General features: G+C 35.9%; 20 protein-coding genes. 11 read left to right on the top strand and 9 right to left on the bottom strand.

Annotated features, from left to right (window positions below):
* The first annotated feature begins 33 nt into the window (after positions 1–33).
* On the top strand, positions 34–1,251 hold the full coding sequence (locus Q0871_RS10460) for a Pycsar system effector family protein (protein ID WP_299322151.1): 1,218 nt from the start codon (positions 34–36) through the stop codon (positions 1,249–1,251).
* On the opposite strand, the gene Q0871_RS10455 is transcribed toward Q0871_RS10460, so the two are convergent.
* Positions 1,240–3,612 (bottom strand): GAF domain-containing protein, encoded by a 2,373-nt coding sequence (locus tag Q0871_RS10455; RefSeq protein WP_299322150.1) that lies wholly within the window; start codon positions 3,610–3,612, stop codon positions 1,240–1,242. The genes Q0871_RS10460 and Q0871_RS10455 overlap by 12 nt on opposite strands.
* 110 nt (positions 3,613–3,722) lie before the next feature.
* On the opposite strand from Q0871_RS10455, the gene Q0871_RS10450 reads away from it, so the two are divergent.
* Positions 3,723–4,619, top strand: a complete 897-nt coding sequence (locus tag Q0871_RS10450; protein ID WP_299322149.1) for a metallophosphoesterase family protein — start codon at positions 3,723–3,725, stop codon at positions 4,617–4,619.
* Between the two features lies 1 nt (position 4,620).
* Here the strand turns inward: Q0871_RS10450 and Q0871_RS10445 are convergent, their stop codons facing one another.
* Positions 4,621–5,883 carry an aminotransferase class V-fold PLP-dependent enzyme gene (locus Q0871_RS10445; protein WP_299322148.1) on the bottom strand — a complete coding sequence of 421 codons (1,263 nt, stop codon included), beginning with the start codon at positions 5,881–5,883 and terminating at the stop codon, positions 4,621–4,623.
* 392 nt (positions 5,884–6,275) lie between these two features.
* On the opposite strand from Q0871_RS10445, the gene aqpZ reads away from it, so the two are divergent.
* From aqpZ to Q0871_RS10410, 7 genes are all read left to right on the top strand, one after another.
* Positions 6,276–6,971: an aquaporin Z gene (gene aqpZ, locus Q0871_RS10440; RefSeq protein ID WP_299322145.1), complete on the top strand. Its 696-nt coding sequence runs from the start codon at positions 6,276–6,278 to the stop codon at positions 6,969–6,971.
* A gap of 96 nt (positions 6,972–7,067) precedes the next feature.
* Entirely contained in the window at positions 7,068–8,384 is a 1,317-nt protein-coding gene (locus Q0871_RS10435) for a gluconate:H+ symporter (protein ID WP_299322142.1), read from the top strand.
* 11 nt (positions 8,385–8,395) lie between these two features.
* A complete protein-coding gene (locus Q0871_RS10430; protein WP_299322139.1) occupies positions 8,396–8,863 on the top strand; it encodes a RidA family protein in 468 nt (155 codons plus the stop codon).
* A gap of 5 nt (positions 8,864–8,868) precedes the next feature.
* Positions 8,869–9,981 carry a D-TA family PLP-dependent enzyme gene (locus Q0871_RS10425; RefSeq protein ID WP_299322130.1) on the top strand — a complete coding sequence of 371 codons (1,113 nt, stop codon included), beginning with the start codon at positions 8,869–8,871 and terminating at the stop codon, positions 9,979–9,981.
* Between the two features lie 2 nt (positions 9,982–9,983).
* Positions 9,984–11,048: a membrane dipeptidase gene (locus Q0871_RS10420; RefSeq protein WP_299322126.1), complete on the top strand. Its 1,065-nt coding sequence runs from the start codon at positions 9,984–9,986 to the stop codon at positions 11,046–11,048.
* A 450-nt stretch (positions 11,049–11,498) separates the two neighbouring features.
* Complete coding sequence (locus Q0871_RS10415) at positions 11,499–11,666, top strand: hypothetical protein (protein WP_299322124.1); 168 nt, start codon at positions 11,499–11,501, stop codon at positions 11,664–11,666.
* A gap of 115 nt (positions 11,667–11,781) precedes the next feature.
* On the top strand, positions 11,782–12,435 hold the full coding sequence (locus tag Q0871_RS10410) for a hypothetical protein (protein ID WP_299322119.1): 654 nt from the start codon (positions 11,782–11,784) through the stop codon (positions 12,433–12,435).
* A 29-nt stretch (positions 12,436–12,464) separates the two neighbouring features.
* On the opposite strand, the gene Q0871_RS10405 is transcribed toward Q0871_RS10410, so the two are convergent.
* Together Q0871_RS10405 and Q0871_RS10400 are read right to left on the bottom strand one after the other, a co-directional pair.
* Positions 12,465–14,642 carry an acylase gene (locus Q0871_RS10405; RefSeq protein WP_299322115.1) on the bottom strand — a complete coding sequence of 726 codons (2,178 nt, stop codon included), beginning with the start codon at positions 14,640–14,642 and terminating at the stop codon, positions 12,465–12,467.
* A 47-nt stretch (positions 14,643–14,689) separates the two neighbouring features.
* Entirely contained in the window at positions 14,690–15,733 is a 1,044-nt protein-coding gene (locus Q0871_RS10400; RefSeq protein WP_299322112.1) for a YgcG family protein, read from the bottom strand.
* Positions 15,734–15,897: 164 nt separating this feature from the next.
* On the opposite strand from Q0871_RS10400, the gene Q0871_RS10395 reads away from it, so the two are divergent.
* A complete protein-coding gene (locus Q0871_RS10395) occupies positions 15,898–17,637 on the top strand; it encodes an ABC transporter ATP-binding protein (RefSeq protein ID WP_299322109.1) in 1,740 nt (579 codons plus the stop codon).
* 187 nt (positions 17,638–17,824) lie between these two features.
* Here the strand turns inward: Q0871_RS10395 and Q0871_RS10390 are convergent, their stop codons facing one another.
* The 4 genes from Q0871_RS10390 to Q0871_RS10375 all read right to left on the bottom strand — a co-directional run bounded on the left by Q0871_RS10390 (position 17,825) and on the right by Q0871_RS10375 (position 20,746).
* Positions 17,825–18,157 (bottom strand): 2Fe-2S iron-sulfur cluster-binding protein, encoded by a 333-nt coding sequence (locus Q0871_RS10390; protein ID WP_027065921.1) that lies wholly within the window; start codon positions 18,155–18,157, stop codon positions 17,825–17,827.
* A gap of 70 nt (positions 18,158–18,227) precedes the next feature.
* Positions 18,228–19,286 (bottom strand): NAD(P)/FAD-dependent oxidoreductase, encoded by a 1,059-nt coding sequence (locus tag Q0871_RS10385; protein ID WP_299322101.1) that lies wholly within the window; start codon positions 19,284–19,286, stop codon positions 18,228–18,230.
* 72 nt (positions 19,287–19,358) lie between these two features.
* Entirely contained in the window at positions 19,359–19,601 is a 243-nt protein-coding gene (locus Q0871_RS10380) for a NifU family protein (RefSeq protein WP_299322096.1), read from the bottom strand.
* 2 nt (positions 19,602–19,603) lie between these two features.
* Positions 19,604–20,746, bottom strand: a complete 1,143-nt coding sequence (locus Q0871_RS10375) for an Mrp/NBP35 family ATP-binding protein (RefSeq protein WP_299322091.1) — start codon at positions 20,744–20,746, stop codon at positions 19,604–19,606.
* 193 nt (positions 20,747–20,939) lie between these two features.
* Here Q0871_RS10375 and Q0871_RS10370 point away from each other — a divergent pair, with 193 nt between their 5' ends.
* Positions 20,940–22,616 carry an amidase gene (locus Q0871_RS10370; RefSeq protein ID WP_299322087.1) on the top strand — a complete coding sequence of 559 codons (1,677 nt, stop codon included), beginning with the start codon at positions 20,940–20,942 and terminating at the stop codon, positions 22,614–22,616.
* A 241-nt stretch (positions 22,617–22,857) separates the two neighbouring features.
* Here the strand turns inward: Q0871_RS10370 and Q0871_RS10365 are convergent, their stop codons facing one another.
* Positions 22,858–23,523 (bottom strand): ABC transporter ATP-binding protein, encoded by a 666-nt coding sequence (locus Q0871_RS10365; protein WP_299322083.1) that lies wholly within the window; start codon positions 23,521–23,523, stop codon positions 22,858–22,860.
* Positions 23,524–23,570 lie beyond the last annotated feature (47 nt).

Genomic DNA, 23,570 nt, shown 5'->3' with positions numbered 1-23,570 from the left:
TTGTAATTTGGATAATTCTAACCAATTTTTTCTATGTCAGATATCTTAGATAGCACACAACAGTATGTAGTTGAATTACTTACCAATCATTTGGATAAGAAGTTTTTATACCATAATCTAAGACACACCCAAAGAGTCGTTAAAAGTACTAAACAATTACTGGAATCATGTTCTCTATCCAATCAGGATAAAGAACTTCTTGTATTAGTAGCTTGGCTACACGATACCGGCTATACAAAAGGCACTGCTAACCATGAAGAAAGCAGTTGTGTAATTGCAGAGGATTTTTTGACAAAAAAAGGATATAATAAAGAAGCGATTGAGAAGGTGAAGTCGTGCATACTTGCCACGAAATGGAATGCAAAGCCAAACAATTTGATGGAACAGATTATTCGCGATGCAGACTCTTCTCATTTTGCACAGAGTAGTTACTTAGAAACGTCTGATCTTTTACGTGAAGAACTTAAGTTGCTCGGCTTAAAAAACTACAGCCAAAAAGAATGGTTAGAACTCAACATTCAAGTATTTAGAACAGACCACCAGTATTATACAGATTACGCTAAAGAGAACTGGCTTGAGAAAAAAGACAAGAACTTAAGAAAGCTAATAAAAGACAAAAAGTCTGAAAAGAAACTTGCGAAAAAAGAGAAACTAAAAGCACAATTTAAGAGCGAAAGTCCTGACCGTGGTATTCAGACGCTATATCGTGTAACACTAAAAAACCATATTACACTCAGCGATATTGCAGATACCAAGGCGAACATTTTATTATCTGTAAATGCTATTATAATATCATTAGCACTATCTAATCTTATTCCAAAATTAGACAACCCTTCTAACGATTACCTTATTTACCCTACAGTAATATTTGTATTCTTTAGTGTCGTTTCTATGGTACTAGCTGTACTGGCCACAAGACCAAATGTTACTAGCGGTGAGTTTACCAAAGAAGATGTCGCCAACAAAAATGTAAACTTATTGTTCTTCGGCAACTTCCACAAAATGGCATTGAGCGAGTATGAATGGGCAATAAAAGAAATGCTAAAGGACAAAGATTATATCTATAACTCTTTAACTAAAGATCTTTATTTTCTTGGGATAGTTCTAAATAGAAAATATTCACTTTTACGTTGGACCTATACCATATTCATGATTGGCATGATACTATCTGTAATAGCATTTGCCGTTTCATTTAAATTCTTTGGCCCTGATCGTAAAATACAATTGCTAAGTGAAGTGTTATTCTTTTAAAGCATCCATTAAATCTTGGTACGTATATGTCTTTTCTGGCTCTTGTTCTCTTTTGTAAAGAATTTCTGCTCGTATAGCTTTTAACCCAGATACACCTTGTAAACCTTCTAGCTCTATAATTTCTATCTTATTGGTAAAGCAGCCTTTAGACTTTAAGAATTTAATATACCTTAGGTACTCTAACTCATCTTTCTTTTGAGAATACACAATAGAAAGTACACCTGTTTGAGTTAACCTTTGGTCGGTACCTTTTATATAAGATTTATCGATTCTCTTTTTTATTACCTCATAACGTGCATTATAAGTGCCATCAACATCAAACTGTTTTTCATCCATTCTAAAACGAATAGATAATGATGTATTATAAACCAATATTAACGAAGCGGCATCTAACGGTACCGGTAATTTTGGTTTTAGTGCGTAATGTGCATTTTCCATTTCTACCATTACCTGCAATTGCCATAACCTTAAATTATTAAGATATAACGGATTGTATTCCTTGCTTTCTGATATTGACGCACCAATGTATAGATTATGCTCTACACCGTCTGTTTTGTAACGCTCATAATAATGAGGAAACATTACTTGCGCACTTTCTTGTCTTTTATCAATAACAGATGAAAGCTTTTTATTGATCAATGTTACACTTTCATCATAGTTCTTTCTATGGTCATAGTAAGACCCCGTACCCATATCAATTTTAGACTCATATTTTAAAATATGCTTCTCTATGTCTTTATTCGATTTTTTAAGGTGCTCAAAAACAGGAGATATTTCGTCATGTACAAAATCAAAAATAGCCTGCTCGCTATTCGTATAAAGCATTTCCTTTATACTTTCTAGATGATTATTTACCCTGAAAATTAATTCCTCATAGATTGGCAGATCCCAAGTTTTTACTGCAATATTCAGCACATTATCTATTTCTGAAAGCTGTATCATTAAATCTCGCTGAATGGCTAAATTTCTAGCTTGCGAAGAATCTTTTATATCAATTTGACCAAATAATGGATAGACATCTTTAAAAACAATTTCTTTAAATGAAGGAGATCTACCTTCAGTTTCGTCTATCATGAATTTTTTAGCCTCCTCTTGAAATCTCCAATAAACCGATAAATGCACAGAAGTACACTCATTTTGTATAATAGCGTCTATTCTATTATTCTCTTCATTTTTGGTACGTACCACAGCAGATACAATAAATGGCAATACATCATCTAGCTTTTGAGCATTTACACCATTAAGCACACCCTTCTTCTCAGAAACAATCTCTAAAACTCCTAAAAGATTATTTTCATAAGCTATGGGAGCAAAAATGGCACTTTGTATTCCTTGCTCTTTCAATCCCTTGTACGGATTCATATTACCAGACTGTTCCACTTTACGATCCATGTCTGTTATAGTAAAGTATGAATTATGGTCAATTAATTTATCATAAGAATCTTCACATAAAGCAGTCTTGCAGTTCATATGGTGTTCACCACCCAATAAAAAACTTTCAAACCCCATACCAGCCACCTCTTCAAACTCATTTTTCTTTGCATCAAAAGATGCAAAACCTACTTTAATATTAGGCAGCCTAAAGAAGGACTTAAAAGTTTCCTGCAAATCATGCATGAAATTCGTAGGCTGTATAGTATTCTTTGAAATCAATTTTGACTTAATATTCGAAATTGCCTGCTCCATAGTAACATCGAACAAATTGGCAATTACAAAACCTTTGGATATAAAACTCTCTGGAGGAATTTTTTCCATCCAAAGTTTAATATCATTTGGGCTTGCCAATAATTCATCTACATCTTCTTGAGTAACCTCTTTAGCCTTCTTTGTAGGTATAATGTCAATAAAATCGGCATTATATAAAATACGATAATGTCGCATTACACCATTTGCATCTGGAATATCATAAAAATAAGGGCGACTAAAATCTAAATGGTAACCATAGTAATAATTCAACACTACTACACAGCTCATGATATAATCCATATCATCGCCAACATTCCTCAATTCCGGCACATAATCATCACCTGCTTCTTCAATAATTTTTTGAAAACGCGTAGACGACTTTATGATCATATCTTGATAAGGCAAGGTTGCTACCTTTATCTCGTTTCCACTTAAAGCTTCTGTAAATGTATCTTGTAGAATACGATTAATGAGGTCTTTATTCTTCTCTAATAATGTGAAATCTGAGAAACCATCTCGTAGTTCAGGAAAACCTTTTTCAATAGACAATATCCTTTCAGCAGTTGCCGCCAAAAAAGAATCATCACCTTTCAAATGTTCATCATACTTCTCTAGAAGTTTTTCAAAACTTATGAGGTGCTTAACCGGCATTATCTTTCTCTCGTGCTTTCCCATGGTTCAGTTAGTCTGCTAATTGTTTGTAAAGTTACAAAATATGCTAAGTTTTTTATGGCTCTAAGCCCTATGGTTGACTGGATTTTCGGATATTTAACGAAAAATAGACCATGTCATCGGATAGTAGACTTACAAGAGCTTACGATAATGCAAAAGTTATTCCGTTTGACGACGCTTCTAAATTCATACTTTTTAGCGATTGCCATAGGGGAGACAACAGTTTTGCCGATGATTTCGCCAACAATAGAAACATCTATTATCATGCCTTACAATTCTATCATTCTCAAGGGTTTGATTATTGTGAACTTGGCGATGGAGATGAACTTTGGGAGAACATTCATTTCGAGTCTATTTTTGAAGCTCACAAAAATGTATTCAAGCTTTTGAAGCAATTTCATCTAGAGCATAGATTGCATATGATATGGGGCAATCATGATATGGTCTACAAAGATGAAGCCTATGTTAAAAAACATCTATCGAGCTATTTTGAGCCTATAGATGACAAAGACAAATCTCTTTTTGAAGGTATAAAATATCATGAGGCACTTATTTTAAAACATAAAGAAACCCAACAAGAAGTTTTTCTAACCCATGGTCACCAAGCAGATTGGTGGAACTACACTTTTTGGCGTTGGGGACGATTTTTGGTACGTGTTCTTTGGAAACCCCTACAAGTTTGGGGTATTGCCGACCCAACTTCACCCGCCAAAAATTACACAGAACTCATAAAAGTAGAGCGTCGTACAAAAAAGTGGATTCTAAAAAACAACTTAAAAATTACCGTTGTAGGCCACACACATAGACCACGCTTTCCTGAGCCTGGTGATATTCCTCTTTTTAATGATGGTAGCTGTGTTCACCCAAGAAGTATTACCGGTATTGAAATTGAAAAAGGATGTATTTCATTAATAAAGTGGCAAATAAATACTACTGATGATGGCACCTTGCGAGTGGTTCGCATTTTATTAGAAGGGCCACAGAAGTTGGCGGATTACATAACTAGGTAAATCAACTTCTTTTTGCCATTGTTTTCATGGCGGTAACAAAACTATCCAACTCATCTGTGGTAGTGTAAACATTTGGTGTAATTCTACATCCTTTTACATTTGCATAATCAACACCTACTGTAAATATTTTAAACTCACTTAATAATTGAGCTGCTAGTTCCTTTGCGTCCATAGATGATATTCCCACATTTGCGATACCACAACTACGATGCATCTCTACTGGAGTGTTTACGGTAATATTGGACACATTTCTTAATTTATCGCTCCAATATTTCTGTAAAAACTGAAGCCTTTCTTGTTTGCGTTCTATACCAATCATCTCTATATAATCTAAAGCATCATTAACAGCTAAATCTGTATGTACTGGTAATGTTCCAGTATGATTTAATCGTTGAATAAGGTCAGAGTCATTTTCCCAATCTGTAAAGAGTGGCCATATTTTTGTGATTTTATCTTTTGCGACATGCAACATGCCCGACCCAAGAGGTACACTCAACCACTTGTGTAAACTAGTTCCGTAATAATCGCAATGTAATTCCTCTATATCTACCTTAAAATGACCAATACAATGAGCTCCATCTACCAAAACCTCAACTCCATATTTATGCGCCATATCACAAATTTTACGAATTGGCAATATATGTCCGGTAATATTAATCATATGGCTCACCATCATTAACCTGGTTTTAGGTGTAATCGCTTTTTCATACAGAGCCACTAATTCTTCATCAGATTCTGGGTAGTTTGGAACATCAACAACCGCTGTTTTAATACCATATTTCTTAACCATCAACTCAAAATGGTCTTTCATTGAACCATAATCTTGTAAGGCATAAATGGCTTCGTCGCCTTTTCCCCATGGATAACCACCAATTATTAAATCTAATGACTCCGTTGCATTTCTAGTTATCACCAACTCTTCTGGAGTACTACCGACAAACTTTGCCAATCGATCACGCACCCCTGCTTTATTATCCCATTGTACGGTACGCATGTAGTATGAAGCCTCATAATTGACCATTTTTAAATGGTCTATATACTTCATCATAATTGGTGTCGGGATAAAATTATAATAACCATTTTCCAGATTAATATAATCCGGTTTTAAAAGATAATCTTCCCGTATTCTTAACCAAAAATCATCTTCAGTTTTCGTTACATATGATTTTGTTGGCGCTGCTCCTTTCACCACAGAACTGTATGGAAAAAAAGGCAAGGTAAAAGCCGCTTTACCCATGTTGGTCAAAAACTGTCTTTTATTCATCTTGGCTTTATTTTTTGTTAACTGGATTTTTAAGTTATTAATAATAAATATCAATCACTCTTCTAAAAATATCAAAACTAAACCAATGAACACCAATATAGTAAGCTTCCATTTGATGAATTTATCCAATTATAATTTTAAGGCAATAAGAATTATAAATATGAATAAAAAATTAGGCAATTCATGCTAACTCTTTAATCAGTGATAATACAAAACACTTAAAAATTATTTATTTTAAACATATTATATTTATAATAATAAATACAATTCTTTTATTTATTCAAAAAATAACAAATGAAAATTCAATAAATACGCAAAAATTTGAATAAATAATTGTGACTTTATTAATATTTTGGTTTCCTAATAAGTACAATCAATAAAACCTTATTAAGATGAAAAAATTTATTGCAGAATTTATCGGCACATTATGGCTGGTATTAGGTGGTTGCGGTAGTGCCGTACTTGCCGCAGGATTCCCAGAAATGGGTATTGGCTTTGTCGGTGTCGCTTTAGCTTTTGGTTTAACCGTAGTTACCATGGCATACGCTATAGGCCATATTTCTGGCTGTCATTTAAACCCGGCAGTAACTATCGGTGTTTGGGTAGGTGGTCGCTTTGACGGTAAAGACGTTTTTCCCTACATCGTTGCTCAGGTAATGGGCGGTATTGCAGGTGCAGCTATACTCTTTCTCATAGCTTCAGGAAAATCAGATTTCGTATTAGGCGGATTCGCATCTAACGGTTTCGGAGAACATTCACCTGGCGGATATAGTATGACTTCTGCCTTGATTATTGAGGTAGTAATGACCTTCATTTTCTTATTTGTGATCTTAGGCTCTACTTATACAAAAGCACCAAGAGGATTTGCCGGTTTAGCAATCGGACTTTGTCTTACTCTTATTCACTTAATAACAATACCTGTTACCAATACATCGGTTAACCCTGCGCGTAGTACAAGCCAAGCTCTTTTTGTTGGAGATTGGGCTTTGGACCAGCTTTGGTTATTCTGGCTAGCACCTATCGTAGGCGCAATTTTAGCTGGATTAGTTTACAAAGCTATTTCACCGGAAATGACAGATAAATTATAGTATTTTATAGATTGAGCTCATCATATTAGATAAAATATGATGAGCTTTTTTTTTATGGTATATTTAGAGAATCAACTAAACTAACTCGATTCAAATATGCCTTTATTCATTGTTATTCTAGGAATTCTTCTCCTATTTATTCTCATCGCTAAATTTAAACTCAATGCTTTTATCACTTTTATCATCGTTTCTTTATTCGTTGGTATTGCTGAAGGTATGGAACCCATTAGCGTGGTGGACTCCATTCAGAAAGGTATTGGTAATATTTTAGGATTTCTTGTCATCATTTTAGGTCTTGGCGCTATGCTAGGCAAATTAGTTGCCGATAGTGGGGCAGCACAACGCATTACCACAAAATTGGTAGAGAAATTTGGGAAAAAGAACATTCAATGGGCGGTTGTATTAACGGGCTTCATTGTTGGCATACCCATGTTCTACTCTGTAGGTTTTGTAATTCTAGTTCCTCTAGTTTTCACTATTGCAGCAGCCACTGGTTTACCCCTTTTATATGTCGGTCTACCTATGTTAGCTTCACTTTCGGTTACACATGGCTATCTACCTCCGCACCCAGCACCAACAGCTCTTGCCTCTATGTTTAATGCTGATATTGGTAAAACTTTATTATACGGAATCATAGTTGCTATACCAGCAATTATTGTTGCAGGACCATTACTTTCAAGAACCTTAAAAGGTATTAACGCAACACCGCTTAAAGAATTTTTAAATCCTGTAGTTTTAAAGGAAGATGAAATGCCTAGTATGGCAAATAGTATAATCAGTGCACTTTTACCTGTTATTCTAATTGCAGTTGCTGCATTAGCTCAACTTTTACTGCCTGCAGATTTCTTTCTTACCAAGATTTTAGTTTTTATGGGCAACCCAGCTATTGCGATGCTTATTGCCGTCTTAGTTGCCATTTACACTTTAGGTTTAGGTCAAGGAAAAAGTATGAAAGAGGTCATGGATTCTGTTGGTAGTGCAATTACTGGTATTACCATGGTACTTCTTATTATTGCCGGCTCTGGCGCATTAAAACAAGTATTAATAGATAGCGGCGTAAGCGAATATATTGGAGGAATATTAGAGCAATCATCAATCTCACCATTAATATTAGCTTGGTTGATCGCTACCATTATACGGGTTTGTGTTGGATCTGCCACTGTAGCTGGTTTAACCGCTGCAGGTATCGTGCTACCACTTGTTCAAGGTACAGGTGCTAGTCCTGAATTAATGGTTTTGGCGATAGGGTCTGGTAGTTTAATGCTATCTCATGTTAACGATAGCGGATTCTGGTTATTTAAAGAATACTTTAATCTATCGGTTAAAGACACTTTAAAAAGCTGGACCGTGATGGAAACAACCGTTGGCGTTATGGGACTTATTGGTGTTCTCGTTATAAATACATTTATTTAAAATTAAATAATTTGCATATGAAACCTTCTGAAAAAATTAAAGAATTAGGCTTGGTTTTACCACCTGCCCCACCTCCTGCAGGTTTATACAAACCTGTTTTAGTCATTGACCATTTTTTATATATTTCTGGTCAAGGTCCTATGCAAAATGACGGTTCATTGATTGTTGGTAGAGCTGGTCATGATATGACTATGGAAGAGGCTAAAGTTGCTGCAAGGCAAGTTGCATTGACCATGCTTTCTACGATACAAACTCATTTTGGAGATATTGATAGAATTAAAAGAATTGTAAAAACCTTGGGGATGGTGAATTCCACTCCTGATTTTGGACAACAACCTTTGGTCATTAATGGTTTTAGTGAACTCATGGCAGATATTTTCGGACCCGATAATGGAGTTGGTGTTCGAAGCGCTGTTGGTATGATTTTACCCGGTGGAATTCCTGTTGAAATTGAAGCTCATTTTGAACTACATCATTAACAATTATGGCAAACGAAAATTGGTATTCTATAGACAAAACAGCCGGAGTAATTTCTCCTTCTTTATTGGTGTATCCAGATAGAATTCAACATAACATCGACTTGATGATTTCTATGATTGGTGATGTAAATAGGCTACGTCCGCATGTAAAAACATACAAAAATGCCAATATCATAAACATGCAAATGGCAAAGGGAATACAAAAATTCAAATGCGCCACTATTGCTGAAGCGGAACTACTTGGTGACTGCGATGCCGTTGACGTATTATTAGCGATACAACCCGTTGGTGCTAATGCACAGCGCTTTATTGAATTGATTAAAAAATACCCAAGCACCAAGTTCTCGACCATTGTAGATAATTCTAAAACACTTAAAATTCTTAGTGAACTTGCAAAATATCATCACCTTAAAATTCCGCTTTGGGTAGATATTAATAATGGTATGAACAGAACAGGAATCATACCAGACCACGATGCTTTAGAATTGTACACTCAATTACATGAAAATGAATTTTTAATTGCTGAAGGTTTACATGTTTATGACGGTCATCTTCGTAATTCAGATTCTGCAATACGAGAACAAGAATGTAATACAGCTTTCAAAGCAGTAATCGACTTAAAGAAAAGTATTGAAGATAAAAACATACTTAGCCCAAAAATTGTAGCTGGCGGTTCGCCAACGTTTCCTTTTCACTGTAAACGCCAAGATGTTGATGCCAGCCCCGGAACAACACTTCTTTGGGATTCTGGTTATGGAAATATATTTCCAGAAATGGGCTTTTTACCAGCTGCAGTGCTGTTTACAAGAATAGTCAGCAAACCAACTACTGGTATTCTATGTTTCGATCTTGGTCATAAATCGGTTGCTCCTGAAATGCCCTTTCCTAGAATTGAATTTTTAGACTTAAAACACAGTAAACAAATAAGCCAATCTGAAGAACATTTAGTGGTTGAATATGATGATTTAACCATACCAGAGGTTGGTGATGCTCATTACGCCATACCTAGACATATTTGCCCTACTGTGGCGAAATACGACACCCTAACTGTTATAAAAGATAATACTGTTATCGATTACTGGCCCGTAACTGCCAGAACTCAAAAATCTACTATTTAAGCATGTTTATATTCGATGCCCATTTAGACCTTTCTATGAATGCCATGGACTGGAATCGCGACCTCACTTGGTCTATTGATGAAATTAGAAAAAGTGAACAAGGTTTAACCGACAAGCCTGGTCGTGGTAATAATACCGTTTCTTTAGAAGCCATGAGAAAAGGAAATGTAGGACTGTGTATGGCGACGCAAATTGCTCGTTATGTGCATAAGGATAATACCCTACCAGGTTGGAAATCGCCCCAACAGGCATGGGCACACACGCAAGGGCAATTAGCGTGGTATAAAAGCATGGAAGATGCTGGTGAAATGGTTCAAATCACCAACAAAACCCAACTTGATGCTCATTTAGCTCTTTGGCAAACGGACGAAGAAAAGAAGCCTATTGGTTACTTGCTTAGTCTTGAAGGTGCAGATTCTATCGTTGATATCTCATACCTTCAGAAAGCTTATGATTCGGGTTTAAGAGCTATTGGTCCGGCACATTATGGTCCTGGTACTTATGCTCACGGCACAAATTCAGTAGGCGGAATTGGAACTAAAGGAAGAGCACTTCTAAAAGAAATTGAACGATTGGGAATTATACTAGATGTTACCCATTTATGCGACCTTAGTTTTTGGGAAACTATGGTTAATTATGACGGACCACTTTGGGCGAGCCATAACAACTGTAGAGCTTTAGTTGATCATCACAGACAATTTACCGACGAGCAATTGAAAGAAATAATTGGCAGAAAAGGGGTTATCGGTGTTGTTCTCGATGCTTGGATGATGACACCTACATGGGAAAGAGGTGTTTCTACTCCGCAATCTGCAAACGTAAGTCTACAGCAGATACTAGATAATATTGACCATATTTGCCAATTAGCGGGTAACGCCAATCATGTTGGTATTGGTTCTGATCTAGATGGCGGTTTTGGTAAAGAACAAGGTCCGGCAGATGTCGATACTATTGCTGATTTACAGAAAATAATAGGGTTGCTAGAAGATAGAGGTTATGCGCAACTAGATATTGAGAAAATTATGAATGGAAATTTCATTAACTTTCTAAGACGAAATTTAAAATAGTTTAGTGAAGAAGATTTTTACATATGTAGTATCTCTATGTCTTTTAATCGGACTTACAGCACAGCACTGTACTCTTAATTATCGACATACTACGCGTGCTAATTTTAAAATTTCTTTATACGCTCCTTCTCAACATGTTCAACATTCAGAAAACAATGCTGCGACGTATGAAACTGAAAGTCCTGCACTTATCTCTTCTATTGCTGACGTTTTTATTACTTTCATTATTTTATCCAAAAACTACGGCAATCACATAAATCAAATCATAAGCGTTCAAAATGATACCCTTTTAGTATACCAATCTTCCATAAACAACGCTGTTTTTCTATGTAAAACAATTACTTCTAAATATCAAAGAATCGCATAATAGAACATAGCTTCTTAAGCTATTTTAATGTGTACCAAGCGTACACATATGATAACTAGTATTCACCATTTATCATCACTATTATGTATTTCAAAAAAATAAACAAAGCCTTTCTTTGGTTAAAAAGAAAGGTAATACTTCTCATTGCCGCATTTATGGTAGGCATATCAAATGTCATATATGAAGAAGAAAAAATGATCAACGGCAATTTTATCAAAACCGAGCAAAAACAAGAAGAAGATTCTGATTAAGTCCGTCAGAACAATCATTTCAACGAATTATAGTTCAATCGACAGTTTTTTAACGAAGCCTTAAGTACCCATGGCAGGGTATTTGTTATCTTTATTTCATCATATTAAAGATTCGATGAGAAAACTTTTTTTTCTTTTTATTATTTTATTCTCTTTTGCAGCGATTAAGGTGTCTGCTCAAACAGATTTACCTACATCAAAACCGCTTAAGATTGATAAGGTAAACCCTATTAATTCTAGTGGCACTCCAAATAAGGGATCTGTTCTTAATATGCCTAATTTAATTAAAGAACAGCCCAGTGTAGATATGACCGCTCCAAACCCTGTAAAAATGCTACGTGATGAAGAATTGGTGCAAGCGGGCGCAGGTATGAAAATAGATCCACGTATTGGTCCGGGTGAACGATTAGGTGGTTCTGGTCAGTATTTTGCAGACCAATATCTAGGCGATGTAAAGAGTAGCGGAAAATTTATAGGCATAGTTTGCAGAGATCACGAATATGTAGATGGAGACCGTGTAAAGATATACATGAACGATATGGTTGTTGAACAGAACCTTTTGTTAACAGGTGGATTCAAAGGTATTAATGTTGATTTACAAGATGGGTTTAATCGCTTAGACTTCGAAGCTTTAAACCATGGTTCTTCAGCGCCGAATACCGCACAGGTAGATGTTTACAATGACAAAGGTGAATTAATCTATTCTAATAAATGGTTATTATCTGCAGGTTCTAAAGCGACTTTAATCGTTACAAAAGAATCAATGTAGAACTGTTCTGCTTTAATTCACCTTTAAAATTATCGTTTACCAGGTACATAAGTCTCTTCTGCTCTTTTCAAAACATCTTCACGATAAAAAGGTACTTCTTTCCAATCTACATTCTTATATCTAATAATTTGATCATCAAAGTGTGGTGAAGAAGGATCTCCACTTTGTCCGCCAGCCAACATACTTTTAGCTTGTACCTTCTCTCCAAATTCTACAACTGCTACAAAACTATTACCTCTTGTACCATATAATTTTTTCGCACCTTCTGTTGTATAACGAGCACCATAGGCAGCCAAAGCTCCCCACCTTCCTGAAGCAAAACCAATAGGGATACTAGGCTTAGTATCATCGAAATGTTGAACGATATCTCCTGTAATTCTTTGATATCTATTCACCTCTCCCCACGGTATTTTCCATGTCACAAAATCAGCTGTTAACTGATCGATCACTTCTTCAAAAATTTTCAACGATTCTTCTGTATGGGTACCGAAATAGGTCATGCGTTCCATATCACTGATATTTTCTGGGTGTTTTGCTCTTTTACCCATAGCCGTGCCATAAAAATGCGCCAAAGTCATAGCTACTTGATCTTCGCCCGTAGTATAATCCCAATTTTCAAGAATCTCAATAGGCTCTTTCAATTTCGGATTCTTATCGTCATGCGAATTATATTCTTTCACCAAACCAGGTATCAACACTTTAAATGCTGGCAAGTAAGGGTCATGGGCTAATTGAATTAAACTATCTACCGTATATCCTTTTCTATCCGTCAATAATTCTATCGCATGAACCCCTCTAAAATTCTCTTGGTCTTTAGACATGTAGTTTGGGTAATCTTCTTTCTTCGGACTAAATTCTAAAGCTGATGTATAGGGTGTAGAATTACAGTTTTGTATCCACCCATTTTCTGGATTGAGAACTAAGATATTTTCATCAACGGAATGTAAGCCTTGCCAATCAGTTTTAGGATTACTACCGTCAACCGGTTTTGTATAATTAAATTGAACATCTCGTTTTGGAACATAATTACCATGAAAATAAGCGATGTTACCTTCCGCATCTGCATACACGGTGTTGTTACTAGAATTGGTACGGATATCCATCATTTCACGAAAACCTTTGTAACCACTTTGCTTAGAGCGAATAAATGACTGCTCTAATGCTTTTACTGGTTCCCACATCATCGCCGATGCTGTCCATTGTCCTTCGGCGACATGAGTTATCGGTCCGTGATGGGTTCTATATGCCGAGTATTTTTTTTCTTTTAACTTTTTACCATCAAGATATTTCAACACTATCTCAGATGATTGTACGGGTCGTAATTCTTCTCCATATTGATAGAATAAATTATCATCGTTCTTAACAATCATTTCCTTGAATTCATCCATAACATCTGTATAAGTTGATGTATGCATCCAACCGGTTTTTTCATTGAATCCTTGGTAAACGAAAAACTGACCCCAAGTTACAGCACCATAAGCATTTAATCCTTCCTCAGAAACTACATGAACTTCTCCCCTAAAGTAAAATGAGGTATGCGGATTTATCAATAATAACGGATTACCAGATTGGGTTAATTTACCTGAAATAGCAATTCCGTTAGACCCTTGTGGCTCTTCTACTTCTTTTTCTTTTTGCAACTGTATCGCTTCCATTTCTGGCAAAGCCATATTGCTCTCATAAAAAGCGGCTATCTTCTTTGTTGAAATACGCTCAATATCTCCGCCAATAGATCCTTCGCTAAAGTACATTGGCATCCAAGGTTCGAAATGTGTCAATAATCTCGGTTTTACTTTTGGGTGCGTGTATAAATAATAATTAACCCCATCGGCAAAGGCATCACATAATTCTTTCAACCAAGCGGGACTCTTTTCATAATTTGCTTTAGCCTCTTCTTCTGTCATAAATAGCTTTGCACGTAAATCACTATACAACGCTTCTTCGCCATCTACTTCTGCCAACCTACCAGTCGCCCAAATGTAGTTTTGCTCCACGCGATTAAAATCATCTTCGCATTGTGCATATAACAACCCGAATACGGCATCGGCATCTGTCTTTCCATAAATATGAGGTACTCCAAAATCATCTCTTATTATTTCAACATTAGCTGCTTGAGCTTCCCATTTTTCTATTTCACCCTTCTCTGGCTTATTAGTCTTACATGATAAAACCAATACAAATGCCAACAAATAAATAATTCTGCTCATAGCTACTATTTTAATGATTACTTGAGATGTATAAATGTACTTGAAATTTACCAACTTCCGCTTGATCCGCCACCGCCAGAACTTCCTCCACCGCCGGAAAATGAACTACCACCTCCAGAAGAACCGCTACCCGAACCAAAAGAATGTGTTCCAGAAGACGAGAATGTTTTTCTGTAATAGGTCTTGTCATTCTTGACCCAAGATATATTTAAATCTTCTTTACCCGATAATTTTAATTTTACAAAAGCTATAATTATGGCAATACCAAAAAATGGAAGCAATACCCATAACAACAATTTTGGACTATCTACTATCTCTCCCATTATAGATTGACTGGACGTAAATATGCTATAGACCACAGTTACTGGAGCTAGCATAAAAACCAAACCGAATAAAGATGATAATGAACCCGCAATCAGCATAAACAATCCTGGTAACAATCCTAGCTTACCCATTAACATTCCTCGAAAAACTTCAATAATATTCTTATAACTTCTATAAAAGAAAAAACCGCCTACACCGACAAATATCAAAAGAAAGAAACCAAGAAATATATACCCTATAAGCTGACTATTACTTTCTTCGTCTTTAATCTCTTTTTTAAACTCGTCTAATGCCTCTGGGTTATTCAAAAATTCTATGAGCTGATTACTAGCTTCATTAATACCCGTAAAATAAGCTTCCTCTTTAAAATTAGGAATCATCGTATTTCTAATAATTCTTGATGCAACGGCATCTGTAATGTACGGTTCCAATCCGTAGCCTACCTCTATTCTTACTTCTCTATCTATTTCTGAAAACAAAATAAGTAATCCGTTATCCTTACCTTCTTGACCTATTCCATTTTGGTTGAACAGCCCATTGGCATACGTTTCTATGGTATCAAACCCTAACTCTTCTATAGTTACTACAACAAGTTGATTTGTGGTACTCTCCTCTAGTTCTACTAATCGCTGATTTAACTCTAAAATTTGATTTGAAGTAAAAATGCCTGCACTGTCAGTTACAAAATCGCGCAGTTCGTAGTATTGTTCTTGCGCATTTGCATAAAATGTGACTAATAAGAATAGAAGAATTGTTTTTTTAAGCATTGGTTGGTAATCAAGATACTCAAATATAAAAACCTTTATTGATACAATTAGTGATTATCAAAACCTATTCTAGATTCGGTAAAACTTTAGAATTGAAGTAACTTGCGACTTCTTGTCTTTTAGTCTCGACTTCGCTCGACAAGGCAGTGGAAAATTAAACAAATATGGCAGAAAAAAAAGTAAGTATCCTAACCGCATTTAAGACTATTATATGGCCACGTAGAAAACTGGTTTTGCTAGGTTTATTACTCATTATAATTAGTAAAGCATCAAGTTTTGTTGCTCCGGTGTCGCTACGGTATTTTTTAGATGATATTGTACCCAATAAAGATTACGACCTATTAAAAATATTGGTAGCTGTTGTAATTTTTGCTTTTTTAGTACAGGCAGTTATGTCTTTCTTATTAACTAAAGTATTAAGTATACAGGCGCAGTTCATGATTTCTGAATTGCGATCTCAAGTACAAAAACAGGTACTTTCACTACCTATTCGCTTTTTTGACAATACAAAATCTGGTTCTTTAGTTTCTAGAATTATGAGTGATGTTGAAGGCGTGAGAAACTTAATAGGTACCGGGCTCGTGCAACTTGTAGGTGGTACAATTACCGCCGTAGTTTCTCTAATTTTATTACTTAGAATTAGCCCTACAATGACACTATTGACTTTTGTACCCCTTATTCTTTTTGCACTGATTGCACTGAAAGCTTTTAAAATTATAAGGCCTGTTTTCAGGGAACGCGGAAAAATAAATGCGGAGGTAAAAGGAAGATTGACAGAAACCCTAGGTGGTATTCGTGTTATAAAAGGATTTAATGCCGAAGAACAAGAAAGTAAGGTTTTTGAAGAAGGTGTAGATAAATTATACCAAAATGTAAAGAAGAGTTTAACAGCTACAGCATTTATGACTAGCGCTTCTACTTTCTTATTAGGCTTGGCAACTACAGGTATTATGATGGGCTTTGGTGGTTATAAAATGATGCAGGGAGAATTAACTACTGGTGAGTATTTTGAGTTCACTTTTCTTCTTGCCCTTATGGTAGCACCAATTGTACAAATGAGCAATATAGGAAGCCAATTGACAGAAGCTTTAGCAGGTTTAGACCGTACCGAAGAGTTAATGAACAAGGTTTCTGAATCTGATGAAAAAGATAGAACGATAACACTATCCAATATTAAAGGCGACATGGTTTTCAATGATGTATCATTTGCCTACGAAGAAGACAAAGATGTTTTGCACAACATCAGTTTTGAAGCAAAATCTGGTGATGTTATTGCTTTAGTTGGTAGTTCTGGTTCTGGTAAATCTACAATCGCCGGTTTGGCAGCAAGTTTCTTGAATCCTGATTCTGGAGAGATTACCATAGATGGAACAGATTTATCAAAAGTTGACCTTACTAGTTTTAGGCAGTACTTAGGTGTTGTTTTACAAGACGATTTTCTATTTGAAGGTACAATTAGAGAAAACATTCTCTTCCCCAGACCAGATGCTTCTGAAGAAGAGTTACAAGCCGCTATTAAAGCAGCGTATGTTGATGAGTTTACAGATAGATTTGAAGAAGGATTAAATACAGTTATTGGTGAGCGTGGTGTAAAATTATCTGGTGGACAACGTCAACGTATTGCTATCGCACGTGCGGTTCTAGCAAATCCAAGAATTTTAATTTTAGATGAAGCTACCTCTAACCTTGATACCGAAAGTGAAGCTTTAATTCAAAAGAGTTTAGCCGAACTTACCAAAGGAAGAACAACTTTCGTCATTGCCCACAGATTAAGCACTATTAGAAAAGCAAATCAAATTTTAGTTATTGAAAATGGACGTATTGCAGAACAAGGCACTCACGAAGAGTTGATTGCAAAAGAAGGCAGATACCATAACTTGTTTACGTACCAAGCTAGGATATAAGTTGGCTTTTGGCTTTTGGCTTTTGGCTTTTGGCTTTTGGCTTTTGGCTTTTGGCTTTTGGCTTTTGGCTTTTGGCTTTTGGAAAATAAAAATTTATTTTCCAACATAGAGTAACACGAGCTTTTAAAATTAATTAAGCAGATAGCTGCGTGAATTTCGATTACATCTCGTTTCCTATCAATGACGTTTATAGCTCTTCTGGTGCAAGCTCTACTTCTAGCCCGTCCATATCTTCGGTGATATGTAATTGACAGCCTAAGCGCGAATTATCTTTTACATTGAAAGCCTCTGATAACATAGCTTCTTCATCATCTCCCATTTCTGGAAGTTCTGTGTCTGATAATACATAACATTGACACGAAGCACACATAGCCATACCTCCACAAATACCAATTGTACCTTCTGGTGCAAGTTCATAAGAACGAACTACCTCCATAAGGTTCATGTTCATATCGGTCGGGGCGTCTATTTCGTGTAACACTCCATCTCGGTCTGTTATTTTTATTTTAATATCAGTCATTCAATAATAATTTTTCAAACTTATAGCATTGTAGCCCTTCGACTGCGCTCAGGATGATATTTTAGTTTATTTACTCTATCGCTTTTACTACCGCTTTTGGCGCTTCCTTTTTTGTTCCATCAAAACCACTTACACCACCTACGGTAGTATATTTCATGACATACTTTTTATCTGGATGAATTTTTTGAAAGGCACTTTGACACATCAATGTTGCTTCGTGAAAACCACAAAGAATCAGTTTTAATTTACCTGGGTATGTATTTACATCACCTATGGCATATATTCCTGAAATATTGGTTTGATAATCGAACGTATCTACTTTAATAGCATTTTTCTCTATCTCTAATCCCCAGTCGCCAATCGGACCCAATTTTGGAGAGAGTCCAAATAAAGGAATAAAATTATCTACCTCTAAAGTAATCTCTTCCTTAGCATCAGAAATCTTTCTGATTAAAACAGATTCTAATTTCTCTTCACCATTAAGACCAATAATCTCTGCAGGTGTAATCAGATTAATTTTACCTTGGTTTTTTAATTCTTGAACCTTCTCAACAGAATCTAAAGCTCCTCTAAATTCATTTCTTCTATGCACCAAAGTTACTTGAGAAGCTACATCTGCTAAGAAAATACTCCAGTCTAGGGCAGAATCACCGCCACCAGCTATAATTACTTTTTTATCACGGTATACTTCAGGATCTTTAATCATGTAAGCCACACCGTTGTCTTCAAATTTTGACAAATTATCTAACAATGGTTTTCTTGGCTCAAAACTTCCTAAACCTCCAGCAATTGCAACAATCGGCGCATTATGCTCAGTACCTTTATTTGTGGTTACTACAAATGTACCGTCATCTAATTTTTTGATTGTTTCTGCACGCTCACCTAGAGTAAACCCTGGTTGAAAAGACTTAATTTGCTCCATTAAATTATCTACCAAATCACCCGCCAATACCTCTGGAAAACCAGGGATATCATAAATAGGTTTTTTAGGATAAATTTCAGAACACTGTCCGCCTGCCTGTGGCAAAGCATCTATTAAATGGCATTTTAATTTTAGGAGTCCTGCTTCAAAAACGGCAAAAAGACCCGTAGGTCCTGCGCCAATAATCAATATATCGGTCTTAATCATTACTTCAATTCTATGTAATATCCTTCAAAATTATCAATCTATATTATTATAAATAATGATAATTATCAGGATTTAAACTGCTAAATTTATTACCTCTTGTATTTGCGGGGCATACTTTTTAATGGTCATTTCAACACCACTTTTTAGTGTCATTTGATTAACACTACAACCAACACAAGCACCTTCTAATCTTACTTTTACAGAAGATTCATTATCAATAGAAACCAATGTAATATCACCACCATCACTTTGTAAAAAAGGTCTGATTTCTTCTAATGCTTTTTCAACATTTAATTTTAGTTCTGCTGATGTCATACTTATTTTTTATTAACAGGCGAACAACCCGCCATCGTTGTAATCTTTATAGCTTCTGTAGGTGGTATAGTTTTATTTCTAGCAACAACCTCACTCACTATCTTTTTTGTCAATTCTTCAAATGCTTTTTCTACAGGAGTTGATGTCTGTAATGCCGCAGGTCTACCTGCATCACCAGCTTCACGTATACTTTGCACCAAAGGCATTTCACCAAGAAAAGGTACATTTAAATCTTCTGCTAAATGTTTCGCTCCTTCTTTACCAAAAATATAATATTTATTATCTGGCAACTCTGCAGGTGTAAAGTAGGCCATATTCTCTACAATTCCCAAAACAGGTACGTTTATAGAATCTTGTTGAAACATTGCCACACCTTTTCTAGCATCGGCAAGTGCAACTTCTTGTGGCGTACTCACTACCACAGAACCCGTTATTGGCAAGGCTTGCATTATGCTTAAGTGTATATCGCCTGTACCTGGTGGCAAATCGATCAACATAAAATCTAAGTCGCCCCAGTGTGCATCAAAAATCATTTGATTCAGAGCTTTAGAAGCCATTGGTCCTCTCCAAATTACAGCTTGATCTCTTTGCGTAAAAAAGCCAATTGATAATAGTTTAACGCCATAGCTTTCTACCGGCTTCATTTTAGATTTACCATCTATAGTTACAGCAAGTGGTTTATCATTAGCGACATCGAACATTATAGGCATTGATGGCCCGTAGATATCGGCATCTAACAAACCTACTTTAAAGCCCATCTTTGCTAAAGTAACTGCCAAATTAGCCGTTACGGTAGATTTACCTACACCACCTTTACCAGAAGCTATCGCTATAATATTAGAAATACCCGGTATGGCCTTACCCTTGATTTCATTAGTCTTAGGTTTTACAGCAGGAGCATCAACCTTAACATTGATTTTAATCTTTGCCTTTTCATAAACCTCTTTATGAATAATCTTTAAAATCTCTACTTCGGTCTTTTTACGTGCCTGTAAACTTGGGTTTGTAATAGTAATATCTACCTCAACCTCATCGCCAAAAATTTGGATATTGGTAACTGCACCACTTTCTACCATGTTTTGACCTTCACCAGGAACCGTAATATGTTCCAATGCCTTTAAAATATCCTTCTTATCTATCTTCATTATATAAATTCATTCTAAACAACAAAGATAATCCTTAGTTGTTAGATTATGAAGTTAGCGTATTGAAAATGAAGATGCCATTATAATTAAAACCTCTTATTAACAGAAATTCAATTCTCGATTATTTATGATTTTTAGACAGAAATAAACTATCTAAAAACCGTATTTTAGAATCTTCTTTAAAACGCAACTCATGTACCAACCTACAAAAAGAACACCGCTAACTTTCATTTTTAGTCTCCTTACTTTCCTTCTCATTACATCTTGCTCTAGTTCAAAAAATGAATTTTCTAAAAAGGATGTAAAACGTTCGCAAAAGTTAATAGGTTTAGATTTTGATAAAAAATATATTGACACACTTTACCCGTATTTAAAAAGGAATAAAGAAGGATTTGATACCCTACGTAAATACACCTTAGAAAATGATGTAATTCCCGCAGTTAGGTTTGATCCATTGCCCTTAAATTTCACTCCAAAAGCACAAGCAGGATTCCCTGAATGGGAAATTCCGGTCGATGTACAGCTACCAAACAAAAAAGCTGATCTTGCTTTTTACTCCATTCCTCAACTTGCATCTCTTATTAAGAGTTGCAAAATTAGTTCTCTTGAGTTAACCGAATTCTTTATAGCCCGATTAAAAAAATATAATCCGGTTTTAGAATGTACCATTACCATAACTGAAGAAATGGCTTTGGAACAAGCTAAACTTTTAGATGCCGAACTTGCTACCGGAAACTATCGCGGAATTTTACACGGCATACCATACGGCGTAAAAGATTTAATGGCGGTCGAAGGCTATAAAACCACATGGGGTGCAGAACCTTACCGTGACCAACAAATTGAAATGACAGCTACGGTGGTTGATAGACTGCAAGCTGCTGGTGGAGTTTTAGTTGCTAAACTTGTATCTGGTTCATTGGCACGTGGCGATGTATGGTTCGATGGAAAAACAAAAAATCCGTGGGATACCACACAGGGTGCTACAGGCTCATCTGCAGGATCGGGTTCGGCAACCTCAGCAGGTTTAGTACCTTTTGCTTTGGGTACAGAAACTTTAGGTTCAATTACATCTCCAAGTAATAGAAACGGAATTACTGGTTTACGTCCAACATACGGTAGAGTTAGCAGACACGGCGTAATGAGTTTAAGCTGGTCTATGGATAAAGTGGGACCCATGGCGAGAAGCGCCGAAGATTGTGCTATTGTATATAGCGTGATTACCGGTAAAGATCCAATGGACGGAATGACCACCGAATATCCTGACGGATTCGAACCTCAAAAAAATTATAAATCACTTCGAATTGGATACCTAAAAAAGGATATTGAAAAAGACACCTCTTTAAGTAAAGACAACCTTGAAAAGGCATTGAAGACTTTTGAAGAAATGGGGCTAACATTAACCGAAGTGGAACTACCTAAAGATGTACCCTACAATAGTTTTGACGTTATTCTAAGAGCAGAAGCGGGTGCTTTCTTTGATGACATGGTACGTGCAGAAGAAGTGGATAAAATGGTAGAACAAACACAACGCTCTAGAGCAAACTCCCTACGGCAGGCACGTTTTATACCTGCAGTAGAATACATACAAGCCAACCGACACCGACAAGTGCTTATTGAAAAGATGCAGGTTATCATGAAAGATTACGATGTGCTGATTTCTCCTACTTTCGGCAACAAACAATTGATTATCACCAACCTTACCGGTCACCCTGTAATAGCCATACCTACTGGTCTGGACAAAGAAAAACACCCTACAAGTATTACCTTAGTTGGAAATCTTTATGATGAAGCGAGCATTCTTTTGTTAGCAAAAGCTTTTCAGGATCAAACGGGGTTTGACGAAATGCATCCTGAAGGGTATACGGATTAGTTGTTGGTTGTTGGTTGTTGGTTGTTAGCATATGGAATTTTTTAGTTTAATCAGAGAACTATTTGCTTTCAAAAGGTTCTCGATACACCCATTATTCAGTGAAAAAATTGAATAATGGGCAATCGAACTGATATTCTAACATCATATTCGAAAATCACATTCAAACATTTAAGTTCTCGACTGCGCTCGAAGTGACATTATAGACTAGGTTGATATTTAATAATTCATCATCATTTCAAAACTAAATCTTTCTGCCATCTAAAAGGTTGATGATTCTTGAACCATACGCTGCATTCTTTTCGGAGTGTGTTACTTGAATAATAGTTACGCCTTCTTCTTTGTTTAGTTTCTTAAAAAGCTGCATTATTTCTTCACTTTGTTGCGAGTTTAGATTACCGGTCGGCTCATCTGCCAATATTAATTTCGGCTTACCAATTAATGCACGGGCTACACCTACTAACTGCTGCTGACCACCACTCAATTGCGTAGGAAACAAGTCTTTTTTACCTACGATACTAAATCTATCTAACATGTCAGCCACCAAAGCTTTGCGCTCAGAGCTTTTTATTTTTTTGTATAACAATGGCATTTCTAAATTTTCTTCTACCGTTAAATCATCTAATAAATGGTATGATTGAAAAACAAAACCTATATACTCCTTATATAAATTAGAGCGATATTTCTCTTTTAACGTGTGAACCGATTCACTCAGAAAATCATACTCGCCTTCATCAAAAGTATCTAGCATACCGATAACATTAAGTAAAGTAGACTTCCCTGATCCCGACGGACCCATAATTGAAATGAACTCCCCTTCTTGAACTTCTAAATTAATATCCTTCAGCAAAAAAATACGTTGACCGCCTTGCTGTACCCATTTGAAAATATTTCTTAATTGTAATAACATTTTTTATAGTGAATTAGTTGATTAGTGATTGCTTGTTAAATCTTTAT

The sequence above is a fragment of the uncultured Maribacter sp. genome, assembly GCF_947500985.1.
Lineage (GTDB): Bacteria > Bacteroidota > Bacteroidia > Flavobacteriales > Flavobacteriaceae > Maribacter.
The sequence above is the reverse complement of the archived record's forward strand: the minus strand, read 5'-3'. Positions and strand labels throughout refer to the sequence as shown.